Source organism: Pseudomonas sp. WS 5503 (assembly GCF_012985385.1).
In the GTDB taxonomy this organism is placed as follows: domain Bacteria; phylum Pseudomonadota; class Gammaproteobacteria; order Pseudomonadales; family Pseudomonadaceae; genus Aquipseudomonas; species Aquipseudomonas paracarnis.
Window position 1 is genome coordinate 432881 of the sequence record NZ_JAAQWI010000002.1, and the last position, 17301, is coordinate 450181.

At 60.5% G+C, this 17301-nt stretch carries 16 protein-coding genes and 1 pseudogene; 9 read left to right on the forward strand and 8 right to left on the reverse strand.

Annotated features, from left to right (window positions below):
• Positions 1-81: 81 nt before the first annotated feature.
• Both HBO10_RS07790 and HBO10_RS07795 read left to right on the forward strand, forming a co-directional pair.
• The gene (locus HBO10_RS07790; protein ID WP_034129087.1) at positions 82-1506 is read left to right on the forward strand and encodes a PLP-dependent aminotransferase family protein; all 1425 of its coding nucleotides are present in this window, start codon (positions 82-84) and stop codon (positions 1504-1506) included.
• A gap of 61 nt (positions 1507-1567) precedes the next feature.
• Complete coding sequence (locus HBO10_RS07795) at positions 1568-3136, forward strand: phospholipase D family protein (RefSeq protein WP_034129088.1); 1569 nt, start codon at positions 1568-1570, stop codon at positions 3134-3136.
• Positions 3137-3260: 124 nt separating this feature from the next.
• Here HBO10_RS07795 and HBO10_RS07800 read toward each other — a convergent pair whose 3' ends face one another.
• Positions 3261-4403: an MFS transporter gene (locus HBO10_RS07800; RefSeq protein WP_034129089.1), complete on the reverse strand. Its 1143-nt coding sequence runs from the start codon at positions 4401-4403 to the stop codon at positions 3261-3263.
• Positions 4404-4561: 158 nt separating this feature from the next.
• Positions 4562-6055 (reverse strand): aldehyde dehydrogenase, encoded by a 1494-nt coding sequence (locus tag HBO10_RS07805; protein ID WP_003195472.1) that lies wholly within the window; start codon positions 6053-6055, stop codon positions 4562-4564.
• 230 nt (positions 6056-6285) lie between these two features.
• Here HBO10_RS07805 and HBO10_RS07810 point away from each other — a divergent pair, with 230 nt between their 5' ends.
• Positions 6286-6648: a cupin domain-containing protein gene (locus tag HBO10_RS07810; protein ID WP_014720478.1), complete on the forward strand. Its 363-nt coding sequence runs from the start codon at positions 6286-6288 to the stop codon at positions 6646-6648.
• A 153-nt stretch (positions 6649-6801) separates the two neighbouring features.
• Here the strand turns inward: HBO10_RS07810 and rpmG are convergent, their stop codons facing one another.
• Positions 6802-6957, reverse strand: a complete 156-nt coding sequence (rpmG, locus tag HBO10_RS07815; protein WP_003176906.1) for a 50S ribosomal protein L33 — start codon at positions 6955-6957, stop codon at positions 6802-6804.
• An 11-nt stretch (positions 6958-6968) separates the two neighbouring features.
• Positions 6969-7202 (reverse strand): 50S ribosomal protein L28, encoded by a 234-nt coding sequence (rpmB, locus tag HBO10_RS07820; RefSeq protein WP_003176907.1) that lies wholly within the window; start codon positions 7200-7202, stop codon positions 6969-6971.
• Between the two features lie 457 nt (positions 7203-7659).
• On the opposite strand from rpmB, the gene HBO10_RS07825 reads away from it, so the two are divergent.
• Entirely contained in the window at positions 7660-9273 is a 1614-nt protein-coding gene (locus HBO10_RS07825) for an ABC transporter substrate-binding protein (protein WP_034129090.1), read from the forward strand.
• Positions 9274-9381: 108 nt separating this feature from the next.
• Here HBO10_RS07825 and radC read toward each other — a convergent pair whose 3' ends face one another.
• Positions 9382-10056 (reverse strand): DNA repair protein RadC, encoded by a 675-nt coding sequence (radC, locus tag HBO10_RS07830; RefSeq protein ID WP_034129091.1) that lies wholly within the window; start codon positions 10054-10056, stop codon positions 9382-9384.
• A gap of 142 nt (positions 10057-10198) precedes the next feature.
• Between radC and coaBC the strand changes: the two genes are divergently transcribed.
• The 4 genes and pseudogenes from coaBC to argB all read left to right on the forward strand — a co-directional run bounded on the left by coaBC (position 10199) and on the right by argB (position 14454).
• A complete protein-coding gene (coaBC, locus tag HBO10_RS07835) occupies positions 10199-11407 on the forward strand; it encodes a bifunctional phosphopantothenoylcysteine decarboxylase/phosphopantothenate--cysteine ligase CoaBC (RefSeq protein ID WP_003195481.1) in 1209 nt (402 codons plus the stop codon).
• 5 nt (positions 11408-11412) lie between these two features.
• On the forward strand, positions 11413-11868 hold the full coding sequence (gene dut, locus HBO10_RS07840) for a dUTP diphosphatase (protein WP_034129254.1): 456 nt from the start codon (positions 11413-11415) through the stop codon (positions 11866-11868).
• 248 nt (positions 11869-12116) lie between these two features.
• Positions 12117-13529: pseudogene (locus HBO10_RS07845) on the forward strand (phosphomannomutase/phosphoglucomutase); the annotation flags it as partial.
• A gap of 19 nt (positions 13530-13548) precedes the next feature.
• On the forward strand, positions 13549-14454 hold the full coding sequence (gene argB / locus HBO10_RS07850) for an acetylglutamate kinase (RefSeq protein WP_003213275.1): 906 nt from the start codon (positions 13549-13551) through the stop codon (positions 14452-14454).
• A 165-nt stretch (positions 14455-14619) separates the two neighbouring features.
• Here the strand turns inward: argB and pyrE are convergent, their stop codons facing one another.
• Positions 14620-15264, reverse strand: a complete 645-nt coding sequence (gene pyrE / locus HBO10_RS07855; RefSeq protein WP_034129093.1) for an orotate phosphoribosyltransferase — start codon at positions 15262-15264, stop codon at positions 14620-14622.
• A gap of 82 nt (positions 15265-15346) precedes the next feature.
• On the opposite strand from pyrE, the gene HBO10_RS07860 reads away from it, so the two are divergent.
• Complete coding sequence (locus HBO10_RS07860; protein ID WP_003195493.1) at positions 15347-16126, forward strand: exodeoxyribonuclease III; 780 nt, start codon at positions 15347-15349, stop codon at positions 16124-16126.
• A gap of 59 nt (positions 16127-16185) precedes the next feature.
• Here HBO10_RS07860 and HBO10_RS07865 read toward each other — a convergent pair whose 3' ends face one another.
• Both HBO10_RS07865 and rph read right to left on the reverse strand, forming a co-directional pair.
• Complete coding sequence (locus tag HBO10_RS07865; RefSeq protein ID WP_003195495.1) at positions 16186-16554, reverse strand: DUF4870 domain-containing protein; 369 nt, start codon at positions 16552-16554, stop codon at positions 16186-16188.
• 21 nt (positions 16555-16575) lie between these two features.
• Positions 16576-17298, reverse strand: coding sequence for a ribonuclease PH (gene rph / locus HBO10_RS07870; RefSeq protein ID WP_003195497.1), 723 nt, complete (start codon positions 17296-17298; stop codon positions 16576-16578).
• Between the last annotated feature and the right edge of the window lie 3 nt (positions 17299-17301).

Consider the following 17301-nt stretch of genomic DNA (forward strand, 5'->3'; position numbering starts at 1 on the left):
AAATACATACAGATGCTGCCTCTGCGTGGCTGAATCCTGTATTTTCCCTCTATCTGTACTGGTCCCTCGGGAGCGACCACCATGACCCTTTACGTCAACCTCGCCGAATTGCTCGGCACCCGTATTGAACAGGGCTTCTATCGTCCGGGCGATCGACTGCCCTCGGTGCGGGCCTTGAGTGTGGAACATGGGGTGAGCCTGAGCACCGTGCAGCAGGCGTATCGGTTGCTCGAAGACAACGGCCTGGCGATGCCCAAGCCCAAGTCGGGCTATTTTGTTCCGGTGGGCCGTGAACTGCCGGCACTGCCCGAGATAGGCCGCCCGGCCCAACGGCCAGTGGAAATCTCCCAGTGGGACCTGGTGCTGGAACTGATTCGTGCGGTGCCGCGCAAAGACGTCATACAGATGGGCCGAGGCATGCCGGATGTATTGTCGCCTACCTTGAAGCCGCTGCTGCGTAGCCTCGCCCGTGTCAGCCGGCGCCAAGACCTGCCGGGGCTGTATTACGACAATATCCTCGGCTGTATGGAACTGCGTGAGCAAATCGCCCGGCTGTCATTGGACTCCGGCTGCCAACTGAGCGCCGAAGACATCGTGATCACCACCGGTTGCCACGAAGCCCTCTCCGCCAGCATTCACGCGATTTGTGAGCCCGGCGATATCGTCGCGGTGGATTCGCCCAGCTTCCACGGCGCCATGCAGACCCTCAAGGGCCTGGGCATGAAAGCCCTGGAAATCCCCACCGACCCGCTCACCGGCATCAGCCTGGAGGCCTTGGAACTGGCGCTGGAACAGTGGCCGATCAAAGTCATCCAGCTCACCCCAAACTGCAACAACCCCTTGGGCTACATCATGCCGGAAGCCCGTAAACGCGCCTTGCTGACCCTGGCCCAGCGCTTTGACGTGGCGATTATCGAAGACGATGTGTATGGCGAGCTGGCCTACAGCTACCCACGCCCGCGCACCATCAAATCCTTCGATGAAGACGGCCGTGTGCTGCTGTGCAGCTCGTTCTCCAAAACCCTGGCGCCCGGCCTGCGCATTGGTTGGGTCGCACCGGGACGCTATCTGGAGCGGGTGCTGCACATGAAATACATCAGCACCGGTTCTACGGCCACACAGCCGCAGATTGCCATTGCCGAATTCCTCAAAGGCGGTCATTTCGAACCTCATTTACGTAGGATGCGCACCCAATACCAGCGTAATCGCGACTTGATGCTCGATTGGGTCAGCCGTTATTTCCCCGCTGGCACGCGCGCCAGCCGGCCCCAAGGCAGCTTCATGCTATGGATTGAGCTGCCGGAGGGCTTCGACACCTTGAAGCTCAACCGCGTGCTGGTGGAACAAGGTGTACAGGTGGCTGTAGGCAGCATCTTCTCCGCCTCCGGCAAGTACCGTAACTGCTTGCGCATGAACTACGCTGCCAAGCCAACGACGCAGATTGAAGAGGCCGTGCGCAAGGTAGGTGCCGCTGCACGCAAGATGCTGGAAGAGACGGCGGACTGACCTTTCCCGAGCAAATGCCGTCATATGCCACAACCGCCCTGACCTGGAAGCAGTTTCCTTGATGATTCGACGGCTTTTACCGTTTTGCCTGCTGGGAGCCCTGGCCCTGGGCGGCTGTGCCACGGTCGACACCCCGCGCATCCCCAGCGATGCCCTGCCGGCGAAGGACTCCTCGTTCGGTCGCTCGATCCAGGCCCAGGCCGCCCCCTACCAAGGACGCTCGGGCTTCCGCTTGCTGCCCAACAGCAGTGAGGCTTTCATGGCTCGCGCCGAGTTGATTCGCAACGCCCAGACCAGCCTCGACTTGCAGTACTACATCGTGCACGACGGCATCAGCACACGCATGCTTGTGGACGAACTGCTCAAGGCCGCCGACCGCGGGGTGCGCGTACGGATTCTGCTGGACGACACCACCAGCGATGGCCTCGACCAGATCATCGCCACCCTCGCCGCCCATCCCAAGGTGCAGATACGCCTGTTCAACCCGCTGCATCTGGGCCGTAGCACCGGCGTCACGCGCGCCATGGGCCGTGTATTCAACCTGTCACTGCAACACCGGCGCATGCATAACAAGCTGTGGCTGGCCGATAACAGCGTGGCCATCGTTGGCGGGCGCAACCTGGGCGACGAGTATTTCGACGCCGAACCGAACCTGAATTTCACAGACATCGACATGCTCAGCGTAGGGCCGGTGGCCGAGCAATTGGGTCACAGCTTCGACCAGTACTGGAACAGCGCCTTGAGCAAGCCTATCGATGACTTCGTCTCGAACAAACCCTCCAAGGTCGACCTCGCCGTCGCCCGCGGGCGCCTTGAAGCCTCCCTGGCTCAGTCCCGTCAGCAGAACCATGCGCTGTATAACCGCCTGCGCACGTACCAGACCCAGCCCCGCATGGGCATCTGGCGCCGCGAGTTGATCTGGGCCTGGAACCAGGCGCTGTGGGACGCACCGAGCAAGGTACTGGCCAAGGCCGACCCCGACCCGCGACTGTTGCTGACCACTCAGCTGGCGCCAGAGCTGGCGGGTGTCAGCCATGAGCTGATCATGATTTCGGCTTACTTCGTACCGGGCCAACCTGGGCTGGTCTACCTCACAGGGCGTGCCGATGCGGGTGTTTCGGTGCGCCTGCTGACCAACGCCCTCGAAGCCACCGACGTACCGGCCGTGCACGGCGGTTATGCGCCGTATCGCAAGGCGCTGCTGGAGCACGGAGTAAAGCTCTATGAGCTGCGCCGGCAACCGGGCGACCCCAGCGCAAGCAGCGGCCCGCACCTGTTTCGGCATGGCAGCTGGCGCGGCTCGGACTCCAGCCTGCACAGCAAGGCGATGATTTTCGATCGAGAAAAGTCGTTTATCGGCTCATTCAATTTCGACCCGCGCTCAGTGCTGTGGAACACCGAAGTTGGCGTACTGGTGGACAGCCCCGAACTGGCCGAACACGTGCGCAACCTGGCGCTGGAAGGTATGGCGCCAGCGTTGAGCTATGAGGCCAAACTGCAGGACGGCCAAGTGGTGTGGGTGACAGAAGACAACGGCCAGATGCACACTCTGACGCGCGAACCGGGCAGTTGGTGGCGGCGGTTCAACGCCTGGTTCGCCACCAGTGTTGGCCTGGAACGCATGCTCTAAAACCCCTGCGGATCACCTGTGGGAGCCGGGCTTGCCCGCGATAGCGGTGTGCCAGGTAACAAATAAGCGACGGGCAACCCGTTATCGCAGGCAAGCCAGCTCCCACATTGGCCGCGTTTAAAGGTCAGGCCGGCTGCGTAGCGCCGAAAGCCCCCTGGCGCAGCAACAGCACCACCAACCCCAGCGCCCCGGCAGCCATCAACAGCGGCAGCGCATGCCCGCTGATCCACTGGCTGCCCGCTCCTGCCACCAGAGGCCCGATCAGGCAGCCAATGCCCCACAGCTGCGCCACGTGAGCGTTGGCACGCACCAACGCATCGTCGCGGTAGCGCTCGCCAATCAAAATCAGCGACAAGGTGAACAACCCGCCGGCACTGGCGCCGAACAGCACCCACACCGGCCAGATCAGCAAGGTGTGCATCAATAACGGCACCGCCAGGCTCGACGACAGCAACAGCAGTGCACAGGCCAGAAACAGAGTGCGTCGCGGCAGGTAGTCGGCCAGCGCGCCAATGGGCAATTGCAGCAACGCATCGCCCACCACCACCGTGCTGACCGTCGCCAAGGCGATCTCGGCAGTAAAACCCTGTTGCAGGCAGTACACCGGCAACAGCGTCAGGATCATCGCTTCAAACGCAGCAAACAACGCCACGGCCCAGGCAATCGCCGGCAGGCCTAGGCAAAAGCGCCACAGGTCGCCAAAGGTCACGCTGAACGAATCCGCCGTCGGCGCGCCGGTACGTCCCAGCAACAGCAGCGGCGCCAGCACCAAAAGGCCCGCGCCGACCCAGAAGCCGTAGTCATGGTCGGTGCCAATCAGGCCCAACAGCAACGGCCCCGACAGTTGGCTCAAGGCATAACTGCAGCCGTAGAGCGCCACCAGGCGGCCACGCCACTGCTCGACCACCAATTGGTTGATCCAGCTTTCACCCAGGATAAATACGATGGTCAGGATCACCCCGATCATCAGCCTGAGCACCAGCCACACCGGGTAGCTGGGCAGGATCGCCAGCAAGCCGATGGACACCGCACCGGCCCACAGGCACAGGCGCATCAGGTTGGCAGTGCCGAGCCAGGACGCCATGCGGCTGGAGATCTTGGCGCCCAGCAGTACGCCGAATGCCGGCATCGCCGCCATCACGCCAATGGCGAAACTGCCATAACCCCAACCTTCAAGACGCAGGGATACCAACGGCATGCTGACACCCAGAGCCAGGCCAACGCTGAGTACCGACGCCAGCACGGCGAAATAAGTCGCCCAACGCATTGCCACGCTCCTGTGGATAATTCTGCTTCGCAAAACGACTGTAGGAGCGAGCTTGCTCGCGAAAAACGTTAACGATGACGCGTTCATGCTGGATAAACGCGGCGCCTTCAGGTTCTTCGCGAGCAAGCTCGCTCCTACAGGGGGATCAGCAGTGTTGCTTAGAGCTTGATCCAGGTCGCCTTCAACTCGGTGTACTTGTCGAATGCATGCAGCGACTTGTCGCGGCCATTACCCGACTGCTTGAAACCACCGAACGGTGCAGTCATGTCGCCGCCGTCGTACTGGTTAACCCACACGCTGCCGGCGCGCAGAGCCTTGGCCGTCAGGTGTGCCTTGGAGATGTCCGCCGTCCACACCGCCGCAGCCAGGCCGTATTGGGTGTCGTTGGCGATGGCGATGGCTTCTTCGGCGCTGTCGAAAGTGATCACCGAAAGGACGGGGCCAAAGATCTCTTCCTGGGCGATCTTCATGGCATTGGTCACGCCGTCGAAAATCGTCGGCTCGACGTAGGTGCCGCCGGACTCTTCCAGGGTGCGTTTGCCACCCGCGACCAGCTTGGCGCCATCGGCGTGGCCAGCTTCAATGTACGAAAGCACGGTGTTCATCTGCTGCGTATCCACCAATGCACCCACAGTGGTGGCTGGGTCCAGTGGGTTGCCGGGTTTCCAGCCCTTGAGGGCCTCGATCACCAGCGGCAGGAAGGTGTCCTTGATCGAACGCTCGACCAGCAGGCGCGAGCCGGCAGTGCAGACTTCGCCCTGGTTGAAGGCAATGGCGCTGGCGGCGGATTCGGCCGCCGCTTGCAGGTTCGGCGCGTCGGCAAACACGATGTTCGGGCTCTTGCCGCCAGCCTCCAGCCAGACACGCTTCATGTTCGATTCGCCGGAGCGGATCAACAGTTGCTTGGCGATCTTGGTCGAGCCCGTGAACACCAGGGTATCGACGTCCATATGCACCGCCAGGGCATTACCGACGGTGTGGCCATAGCCAGGCAGCACGTTGAACACGCCTTTTGGAATACCAGCCTCAACGGCCAACGCGGCGATGCGGATGGCGGTGAGCGGGGATTTTTCGGACGGCTTCAGGATGACAGAGTTGCCGGTAGACAGCGCCGGGCCGAGTTTCCAGCAGGCCATCATCAACGGGAAGTTCCACGGCACGATGGCGCCAACGACACCGACGGGCTCGCGGGTCACCAGGCCCAGTTGATCGTGGGGCGTGGCGGCGACTTCGTCGTAGATCTTGTCGATAGCCTCGCCGCTCCAGCTCAGGGCTTGCGCCGCGCCGGGGACGTCGATGTTCAGGGAATCGCTGATGGGTTTGCCCATGTCCAGGGTTTCGAGCAGCGCCAGCTCTTCGGCGTTAGCCTTGAGCAGCGCCGCGAAACGGATCATGACTGACTTGCGCTTGGCCGGCGCCAGGCGCGACCACACACCGGAATTGAAGGTGGCACGCGCATTTTCCACGGCGCGCTGGGCGTCGCTGGCATCACAGCTGGCGACAGTGGCTAGCAAGCGCCCATCCACCGGGCTGATGCATTCGAAGGTGTCACCGGAAACGGCGGCGGTGTATTCGCCATTGATATAGGCGCGGCCTTCGATTTTCAGAGCCTTGGCGCGTTGTTCCCAGTCGGCACGGGTCAGGGTGGTCATGCGAGTGTCCTCCTCTTATTGAATACAAGGGCCTGGGAGGTTTATCCCGGCGCCATCACGAATGCTTGCCCGGCCAGCCTGCTGTTCGGCTCAAGGCAGCTGCCACCCTAAACCAGCGGCTGGGGATGTTTCAATATATTTGACAGAACGGCGGCAAACGCCCTTGCGATGTTCATTTTAATAAACATAGACTTTGGGCTCTCCAACCGCAGGCCAGACGGGAAATGCACATGAGCATCCAGGACATCGTCGATTTCAGCCAAGCCAACACCGCCCCCGAACGCTACCGCCCTGCCGCCGAGAAAATCCTCAAGGGCGACCCCGAACAGACACTCTACAACCACTACAACAGCCCATGCGGCCAGATGAACGCGGGCGTCTGGGAAGGTGAAGTGGGCCAGTGGAAGGTCAATTACACCGAGCATGAGTACTGCGAGATCGTGCAAGGCGTGTCGGTGTTGCGCGATGCCGAGGGGAATGCCAAGACACTGCGGGCCGGCGACCGCTTTGTGATCCCTGCCGGTTTCAGTGGTACCTGGGAAGTGCTGGAAGCGTGCCGCAAGATCTACGTGGTGTTTGAAGAGAAAGCCTGATCATTGGTTGATCGACAATGGGACGCTGAGCGTCCGAGACGGCATTCCCACGCAGAGCGTGGGAACGATCAGCAAAGCCTGATCACCAAACCCCAGGCAAAAAAAAGCCCGCATCGTGAGATACGGGCTTTTTTTCACAAGGAAGAAAATCAATTACTTGATTTTGCCTTCTTTGTAGATCACGTGCTTGCGAACGCGCGGGTCGAACATTTTCTTTTCGAGCTTGTCCGGGGTAGTACGCTTGTTCTTGTCGGTAGTGTAGAAGTGACCAGTACCGGCGCTAGAGATCATTCGAATCAATTCACGCATGATAGAGCTCCTTAGATCTTGCCAGCGGCGCGGATTTCGGCCAGCACGACAGTGATGCCACGCTTGTCGATAATACGCATGCCTTTAGCAGATACACGCAGGCGAACAAAACGTTTCTCTTCTTCAACCCAGAAGCGGTGATGCTGCAGGTTCGGCAGGAAACGACGACGGGTTTTGTTATTTGCGTGGGAAATATTATTCCCAGTCACCGGACCCTTACCGGTAACTTGACAGACTCTCGACATGCCTCAGCCCTCTAAAACCACATGCCCAACCCGGCATGGGTTGGCCGCTTAATCTCTCAGTCATTTGGCGCCAGGCGCCGCGTTTCTTTAGGGTCTTACCGGCTACACCTACAGTGAAGGAACCGGGCCCCTAGAAAAGAGCGCTGCTTTATACCAGAAAGACCCCAGTGCAACAACAACCTGTGTACTTTTAGCAGCGTAAATCTTGGCCACAAGTGCCTGAACCGCTGCCAGGAGGGGCCGCTGTAACAGCCGACCGCTCGTCGCACAGAATGATTTACAACGCCTGCGGTCACAGGGAAGTGCACGGCGAAACACGCTGAGGCGCCATCAAAACAGCATTTTGGCCAAAAGCACAGGCAAAAATGGGCTAGTCATTTATCAATCAGACCTCTACGGTAGGCTTTTTCCAGACTGCACTCGCAGATGGGCCTTCGATCTGCACAGGAAACCGAATATGCGCCTCGCTGCCCTACCGCTATTGCTTGCCCCTCTCTTTATTGCGCCGATGGCCGTTGCGGCCACCAACTTGAGCGTATGCACCGAGGCCAGCCCCGAAGGGTTCGATGTGGTGCAGTACAACTCACTGACCACCACCAACGCCTCGGCCGACGTGCTGATGAACCGTTTGGTGGAATTCGACGCAGCCAGTGGCAAGTTGGTACCGAGCCTTGCAGATAGCTGGGAAGTGTCGCCCGATGGGCTGACGTACACCTTCAAACTGCACCCCGATGTGAAATTCCATCGCACCAGCTATTTCAGCCCAAGCCGCACCCTGACGGCCGAAGATGTACGCTTCAGCTTCGAGCGCATGCTCGACCCGGCCAACCCGTGGCACAAGATCGCCCAGAGCGGCTTTCCTCACGCCCAATCCCTGCAATTGCCGGCACTGGTCAAGAAAATCGACGCCCTTGACCCACTGACCGTGCGCTTCACCCTCGACCATGCCGATTCCACCTTCCTCCCAGCACTGAGCATGGGCTTTGCGTCGATCTATCCGGCTGAATATGCCGATAAATTGCTCAAGGCCGGCACACCCGAGAAGCTCAACAGCCAGCCCATCGGCACCGGCCCGTTTGTGTTCGTGCGTTTCCAGAAAGATGCCGTGGTGCGTTACAAGGCCAACCCGGACTACTTCGCCGGCAAACCGGCGGTGGACAACCTGATTTTCGCCATCACCCCGGACGCCAACGTACGCCTGCAGAAGCTGCACCGCGATGAATGCCAGATCGCCCTGTCACCCAAGCCCCTGGATGTGGGCGAGGCCGAAAAAGACGCGGCGCTGAAGGTGGAAAAAACCGCCGCCTTCATGACCGCGTTCGTCGCCATCAACAGCCAGCACCCACCGCTGGACAAGCCCGAAGTGCGCCAGGCGATCAACCTGGCCTTTGATAAGGGCAGCTACCTCAAGGCCGTGTTCGAAGGCACCGCCGAAGCGGCCAACGGTGTCTACCCGCCGAACACCTGGAGCTATGCCAAAGAGTTGCCAGGCTACCCGCAGGACCTCGCCAAAGCCAAGGCCTTGCTGGGCCGCGCCGGGCTCAAGGACGGTTTCAAAACCACGATATGGACCCGCCCTACCGGCAGCCTGCTGAACCCCAACCCGAACCTCGGCGCCCAACTGTTGCAGGCCGACCTGGCCAAGGTTGGCATCCAGGCCGAGATTCGCGTGATCGAATGGGGCGAGTTGATCCGCCGCGCCAAGGCCGGCGAGCACGACTTGCTGTTCATGGGCTGGGCCGGGGACAACGGCGACCCGGATAACTTCCTGACGCCGCAGTTCTCCTGCGCCGCGGTGAAGTCCGGCACCAACTTTGCCCGCTATTGCGACCCCACCCTGGATAAGTTGATCAGTGCAGGCAAAACCACCAGCGAGCAAGGTGTGCGCAGCAAGCTGTATCAGCAGGCCCAGGCGCAGATCCAGCAACAGGCGCTGTGGCTGCCACTGGCGCATCCGACGGCGTTTGCCTTGACCCGCAAGAACATCCAGGGGTACCAGGTAAGCCCGTTCGGGCGCCAGGACTATTCGAAAGTCAGCCTCAAGCCCCAAGGCACAACCCCCCACCTGTAGGAGCGAGCTTACTCGCGAAAATCGTCAACGATGACGCGGAAAAACCTGACACCCCACGGGGCCCTCTGGTTTTTCGCGAGCAAGCTCGCTCCTACAGAGACAGGGCCGTTACAGCCAACCGTATTCAGCCATCGACAGCGGGTCACCATCGCCCACGATGATGTGGTCCAGCACCCGCACATCCACCACGTCCAGCGCCTTTTGCAGCAGCTTGGTCAATTTTCGATCAGCCGCGCTGGGCTCCGTGCTTCCCGACGGATGGTTATGACACAGGATCAATGCCGCCGAGTTGTACGCCAAGGCGCGCTTGACCACCTGTCGCGGGTAGACAATCGCAGCGTCGATCGTGCCTTGGGACATGACCTCGAACCCTAGCACCCGATGCTTGGAGTCCAGGAACAGGCAGCCGAAGATCTCATGGGGCTCATGGCGCAGCAGTGCCTTGAGGTACTCGCGCACTGCCAGCGGGCTTTCCAGCACAGAGTCAGTCCGCAAGCGCTCGGCCAGGTGGCGCCGGGACATCTCAAGCACCGCCTGCAACTGGGCAAACTTCGCCGGCCCCAGCCCCAGATGCTGGCTGAACAGCGTCTGGCTGGCCTCCAGTAACGGGCGCAGGCCACCGAATTGCGCCAACAGATGGCGCGCCAGATCCACCGCACTTCGGCCGGCCACCCCCGTACGCAGGAAGATCGCCAACAGCTCGGCATCGGACAGGCTCGCCGCGCCGCCTTCCAATAACTTCTCCCGTGGACGCTCTGCCACGGGCCAATCACGAATACTCATCCCACCTCCCTGTATCTGCTCCGCTGTTGCCCGGCGGGCGCTGTGTTATCGTAGGGCCCTCTTTTTTGCCTGCGATTTCACCTGGGGAGGGGTCATCGCAGGTGTCATTGAACTGGCATCACTGAACTGGAAAGGCAAACCAATGCAGCGTCTGTATCGGAAACGCATCGTTCTCGGCGTCGGCGGCGGCATTGCCGCCTACAAGAGCGCAGAGTTGGTTCGCAGGCTCCTGGACCAGGGCGCCGAAGTGCGCGTGGTCATGACCCGTGGTGGCAGTGAGTTCATCACCCCGCTGACCATGCAAGCGTTGTCCGGCCACCCGGTTCACCTCGACCTGCTGGACCCGGCCGCAGAAGCCGCCATGGGCCATATCGAACTGGCCAAATGGGCCGACCTGGTGCTGATAGCCCCGGCCACTGCCGACCTGATCGCCCGCCTGGCCCAGGGCATTGCCGATGACCTGCTCACCACCCTGGTATTGGCCACCGACGCCACCGTCGCTATCGCACCGGCCATGAACCAGGCCATGTGGCGCGATCCGGCCACCCAGGCCAATACCCAACTCCTGCAAACCCGCGGCCTCAAGGTGTTCGGCCCGGCTTCCGGCAGCCAGGCCTGCGGCGACGTCGGCCTGGGCCGCATGCTCGAAGCCACCGACCTGGCGCAGTGCGCCGCCGAGTGCTTCCAGCATCTGGCCCTGACCGGCAAGCACGTGCTGATCACCGCCGGCCCGACCCAGGAAAACATCGACCCGGTGCGCTACATCACCAACCATAGCTCAGGAAAAATGGGCTTCGCGTTGGCAGAAGCTGCGGTCGAGGCAGGCGCACGGGTCACACTGATCACCGGCCCGGTACATTTGCCGACCCCTGATCGCGTTACGCGTATCGACGTAGTCAGCGCCCGGGACATGTTGGCGGCCTGCGAAGCCGCCATTCCCTGCGACCTGTTTATCGCCTCGGCAGCGGTTGCGGATTACCGACCCGAGGTCGTGGCCCCGCAGAAGCTCAAGAAAGACCCTACGAGCGGCGACGGCCTGCTCCTGCAAATGGTGCGTAACCCGGACATCCTGGCCACCATCGCTACCCGTCCGGACCGTCCGTTCAGCGTCGGCTTCGCAGCCGAGACCGAGCACCTGCTGGACTACGCCGCACGCAAACTGAAAGACAAAAACCTCGACCTGATCGTTGCCAATGATGTCGCCAACCCGAGCATCGGCTTCAACAGCGAGGAAAATGCGTGCAGCGTGATCGACCGTGAATTGCACGCCACCCTTTTCGCCCAGACCAGCAAGGGCAAGATTGCCCGCCAACTGATCTCTTTTATCGCCCAACGGCTGAACCAGGTTTAATGTCCATGCACGCTTTGCAAGCCAAGATTCTCGACCCACGCCTCGGCAGCGAATTCCCTCTGCCGGCCTACGCCACGCCGGGCTCCGCCGGCCTGGACCTACGCGCCATGCTCAAGCAAGACACCGTCCTTGAGCCGGGCCAGACCATCCTGATACCCACGGGCTTGTCGATCTATGTCGGCGATCCTGGCCTGGCGGCGCTGATCCTGCCGCGCTCCGGCTTGGGCCATAAACATGGCATCGTGCTAGGCAACCTGGTCGGCCTGATCGATTCCGACTACCAGGGCGAGTTGATGGTGTCGTGCTGGAACCGTGGCCAGACTGCTTTCAACATCGCCGTCGGCGAGCGCATTGCCCAGTTGGTATTGGTGCCGGTGGTGCAGGCGCATTTCGAATTGGTACAGGAATTCGACGAAACCCAACGTGGTGCAGGCGGTTTTGGGCATTCCGGCAGTCACTGACTAAGCTGAACGTGGCCGGGCGCAATCGTCCGGCCACACACCGCCGCCCGGCCTTTCAGGATAAAGAATGCGCGGAAATGATCATCGAGATTTCTATAATGAAATCAAAGGATTAGGTAAAAATAATGCCGAGACCGAAGCGCCGATGGCATTTTTACACCACGAACTCTCTGCCGAAAACGCCGTCATACCCTTCAGTTTGAGCCTGCCGGCCAGCCACATCAGGCCCGCCTTGCCCCCTTTCAGATGGAGTTTCCCCCGCGATGAGTACCGCAGCCCGCGTAGCCCCGACCTTTCCCGACAGCATTTTTCGCGCCTATGACATCCGTGGTGTGGTCCCCAAGACCCTGACCGCCGAAACCGCTTACTGGATCGGCCGCGCCATCGGCTCCCAGAGCCTGGCCCAAGGCGAACCCAACGTCTCGGTAGGCCGTGACGGCCGCTTGTCCGGCCCGGAGTTGGTCGAGCAACTGATCCAGGGCCTGGCTGACAGCGGCTGCCATGTCAGCGACGTCGGCCTGGTGCCAACCCCCGCGCTGTACTACGCCGCCAACGTACTGGCGGGCAAATCCGGGGTCATGCTCACCGGCAGCCACAATCCGTCGGATTACAACGGCTTCAAGATCGTCATCGCTGGCGACACCCTCGCCAATGAACAGATCCAGGCCCTGCACACCCGCCTGAAGACCAACGACTTGACCAGCGGCACCGGCAGCATCACCAAGGTCGATATCCTCCAGCGCTACTCCGATGAAATCACTCGCGACGTCAAGCTCGCCCGCCGCTTGAAAGTCGTGGTGGACTGCGGCAACGGCGCAGCGGGTGTGATTGCCCCGCAATTGCTCGAAGCCCTGAACTGCGAAGTGATCCCACTGTTCTGCGAAGTGGACGGCAACTTCCCCAACCATCACCCGGACCCAGGCAAGCCGGAAAACCTGGTAGACCTGATTGCCAAGGTCAAGGAAGTGGGCGCCGACGTCGGCCTGGCCTTCGATGGCGACGGCGACCGTGTGGGCGTGGTGACCGAAACCGGCGAGATCGTGTTCCCGGACCGCCTGTTGATGCTGTTTGCTCGAGACGTGGTTGCGCGCAATGCCAACGCCGAGATCATCTTCGATGTGAAATGCACTCGTCGCCTGACGCCATTGATCAAGGAATACGGTGGTCGCCCGCTAATGTGGAAGACCGGTCACTCGTTGATCAAAAAGAAAATGAAGGAAACCGGCGCGCTGTTGGCCGGTGAAATGAGCGGTCACGTGTTCTTCAAAGAACGTTGGTTCGGGTTTGACGATGGTATCTACAGTGCCGCTCGCCTGCTGGAGATCCTCAGCAAGGAGAAATCCACGGCCGAAGAGCTGTTTCAGACCTTCCCGAATGATATTTCTACGCCAGAGATCAATATCCATGTGACCGAGGAGAGCAAATTCAGCATCATTGACGCATTGCACGATGCGCAATGGGGTGAAGGCGCCAACCTGACCACCATTGATGGTGTGCGAGTCGATTACGCCAAAGGCTGGGGCCTGGTTCGCGCGTCCAACACCACACCGGTGCTGGTCCTGCGTTTCGAGGCGGATACCGAGGCTGAGTTGCAGCGCATCAAGGACGTGTTCCACGCCCAGTTGAAACGTGTTGCCCCTGATCTCCAATTACCGTTCTGATTTTTGCCCGGAGCCCTGAATGACCCTCGAACGCGAAGCCGCTGCCAACACCGCCAAGGTCCTGTCCGAAGCGTTGCCTTACATTCGACGCTACGTCGGCAAGACGCTGGTGATCAAGTACGGCGGCAATGCCATGGAAAGCGATGAGCTGAAAACCGGCTTTGCCCGCGACATCGTGCTGATGAAGGCTGTGGGGATCAACCCCGTGGTCGTCCACGGCGGCGGCCCGCAAATTGGCGACCTGCTCAAGCGCTTGTCGATCGAGAGTCACTTCATCGATGGCATGCGTGTCACTGACGCGCAAACCATGGACGTGGTGGAAATGGTCCTCGGCGGCCAGGTCAACAAAGACATCGTCAACCTGATCAACCGCCACGGCGGCAGCGCCATCGGACTGACCGGCAAGGATGCGGAACTGATCCGCGCCAAGAAACTGACCGTGACCCGCAAGACGCCGGAGATGACCCAGCCGGAAATCATCGACATCGGCCAGGTGGGCGAAGTCATCGGCATCAACACCGATTTGCTCAACCTGCTGGTCAAGGGCGACTTCATCCCGGTAATTGCGCCGATCGGCGTGGGTGCTAATGGCGAGTCCTATAACATCAACGCCGATCTGGTAGCCGGTAAGGTGGCGGAAGCACTGAAGGCTGAAAAACTGATGCTGCTGACCAACATCGCCGGCTTGATGGACAAGGAAGGCAAGGTACTGACCGGCTTGACTACCCAGCAGGTAGACGACCTGATCGCCGACGGCACCATCTACGGCGGCATGTTGCCGAAGATCCGTTGCGCACTGGAAGCCGTGCAGGGCGGCGTCGGCAGCTCGCTGATCCTGGATGGCCGCGTGCCAAATGCAATACTGTTGGAAATCTTCACCGATACCGGTGTCGGTACGTTGATCAGTAACCGCAAGCGCCCTTGATCGCTGCAAAGCAAAAGGCCCCGCTCAATTGAATTGAGCGGGGCCTTTGTTTGTACACAGTTCAAATGTGGGAGCTGGCTTGCCTGCGATGACGACAGTACATGCAAAAATGCACCGCCAGACACACCGCTATCGCGGGCAAGCCCGCTCCCACAGGATTCAGTGTCAGACGCCGAACTGCTCGCGGTATGCACGCACAGCCGGCAAATGTTGCTTGAGCTGCGGGTCGTCTTCCAGGAACTGCAACACCTGGTTCAACGACACGATGCTCACCACCGGAATGCCGAAGTCACGCTCCACTTCCTGGATCGCCGACAACTCACCGTTGCCACGCTCCTGGCGGTTCAAGGCGATCAGCACACCGGCAGCCTTGGCGCCGTCCTGGGAAGCGATGATCTGCATCACTTCACGGATAGCAGTACCCGCGGTGATCACGTCATCGATGATCAGCACATCGCCGGTCAATGGCGCGCCTACCAGGCTGCCACCTTCACCATGGGCCTTGGCTTCCTTACGGTTGAAACACCACGGCAAGTCCTGCCCGTGATGCTCCGCCAGGGCTATCGCCGTCGCCGCTGCCAGGGGAATACCCTTGTAGGCCGGGCCAAAGAGTACGTCGAAGGAAATACCGCTCTCAACGATGGCTGCCGCATAGAAACGGCCCAGCTGAGCCAGGGCCGAACCTGAGTTGAACAGGCCCGCATTGAAGAAGTACGGGCTGGTGCGCCCGGACTTGAGGGTGAACTCACCGAAGCGTAAAACGCCGCGATCGATGGCAAAACGAATGAAATCGCGCTGATACGCCTGCATGAAAAAAGCCTCAGATACCACGGATTTAGCTAATTGGGTGGACGGCGTGTATCATACACGCACGCGATTTTTGGGGCCATTTATGCGGATCATCAGTGTGAACGTTAATGGTATTCAGGCTGCAGTCGAGCGTGGTTTGCTCAGTTGGCTGCAAGCACAGAATGCCGACGTCATCTGCCTGCAGGACACCCGTGCCTCCGCCTTTGAACTGGACGACCCAGCCTTCCAACTGGATGGCTACTTCCTTTATGCCTGCGATGCCGAAGTGCCCACCCAAGGTGGCGTGGCTTTGTACTCGCGGTTGCAACCCAAGGCGGTCATCAGCGGCCTCGGCTTCGAGACAGCCGACCGCTACGGGCGTTACCTGCAGGCCGATTTCGACAAGGTCAGCATCGCGACCTTGCTGCTTCCTTCCGGGCAGAACGGCGATGAAGACTTGAACCAGAAATTCAAGCTAATGGACGATTTCGCCCGTTACCTGGATAAACAGCGACGCAAACGTCGCGAGTACATTTATTGTGGCTCGCTGTACGTGGCGCAACAGAAGCTGGATATCAAGAACTGGCGCGACAGCCAGCAATCCCCGGGCTTCCTGGCGCCAGAACGCGCCTGGATGGACGAGATTGTCGGCAACATGGGCTATGTCGATGCCCTGCGTGAAGTCAGCCGCGAAGGCGACCAGTACAGCTGGTGGCCAGATAACGAACAGGCTGAGATGCTCAACCTGGGCTGGCGTTTCGACTATCAGCTGCTGACCCCAGGTCTGCGCCGGTTCGTACGCAGTGCACGCCTGCCGCGCCAGCCGCGCTTCTCGCAGCACGCGCCGCTGATCGTGGACTACGACTGGACATTGACCATCTGAGGTCTTTTTCCAGGTACAAAAAAACCGACAGCGATGTCGGTTTTTTTGTGACCGCTCGGTTACTTGACCAGGCGCCACGTCCACGGATAGCGATAGGCAATGCCTTTGTTGGCCTTGATACCGGCGATGATCGTCAGTATCAACGCCCCGATCACCAGCACGGTCATCAGCAAGAAGCCAACGACCACGAAGCCCAGCAACAGGCACACCAGCCAGGCGATCGCCACGGTGATCTGGAAATTCAGCGCCTCCTTGCCCTGGTCATCGATGAGCGGGTCCATGTCCTTCTTGAACTGCCACAGGATCAACGGCCCCAGCAAGCTGCCGAAGGGGAATACCAACCCCAGAAATGCCGCAAAATGACACAACATTGCCCACTGGCGTACTTCCTTGGACGGTGCCGGAACCGGCAACTGGCTGTCATTCATGGCGTTTCTCCTTGGGCCGGCTCAGTCAGCCAGCGCGGCGTTCTGCAATTCAAAGATTTCGGTCATGCCTTTCTGGGCCAAGGCCAGCATGGCGTTCAGCTCAGCCGGCTGGAATGGCGCGCCTTCGGCAGTGCCCTGCACTTCAATGAAACCACCGGTGCTGGTCATGACCACGTTGAGGTCGGTCTCGGCGGCCGAGTCTTCCAGGTAGTCCAGGTCCAGCACAGGCTCGCCCTGGTACATGCCAACAGACACAGCGGCGATCATCTGCTTGAGCGGGTCACCCGCTTTCAGGCCGCCACGCTTCTTGATGACTTTCAAAGCGTCGACCAGGGCCACCATGGCGCCGGTGATGGACGCCGTGCGGGTACCGCCGTCAGCCTGGATCACGTCGCAGTCGACGTAGAGGGTGACGTCACCCAGCTTGGACATATCCAGGGCGGCACGCAGGGAGCGGCCGATCAGGCGCTGGATTTCCAGGGTACGCCCGCCTTGCTTGCCACGGCTGGCTTCACGCTGGTTACGCTCGCCAGTGGCGCGCGGCAGCATGCCGTATTCAGCGGTCAACCAACCCTGGCCCTGGCCCTTGAGGAAGCGCGGCACGCCGTTTTCGACGCTGACAGTGCAGATGACCTTGGTATCGCCAAACTCGACCAGTACGGATCCCTCGGCGTGTTTGGTGTAGTTGCGGGTGATGCGGATCGAGCGGAGCTGATCGGCAGCGCGACCACTTGGACGTTTCATAGG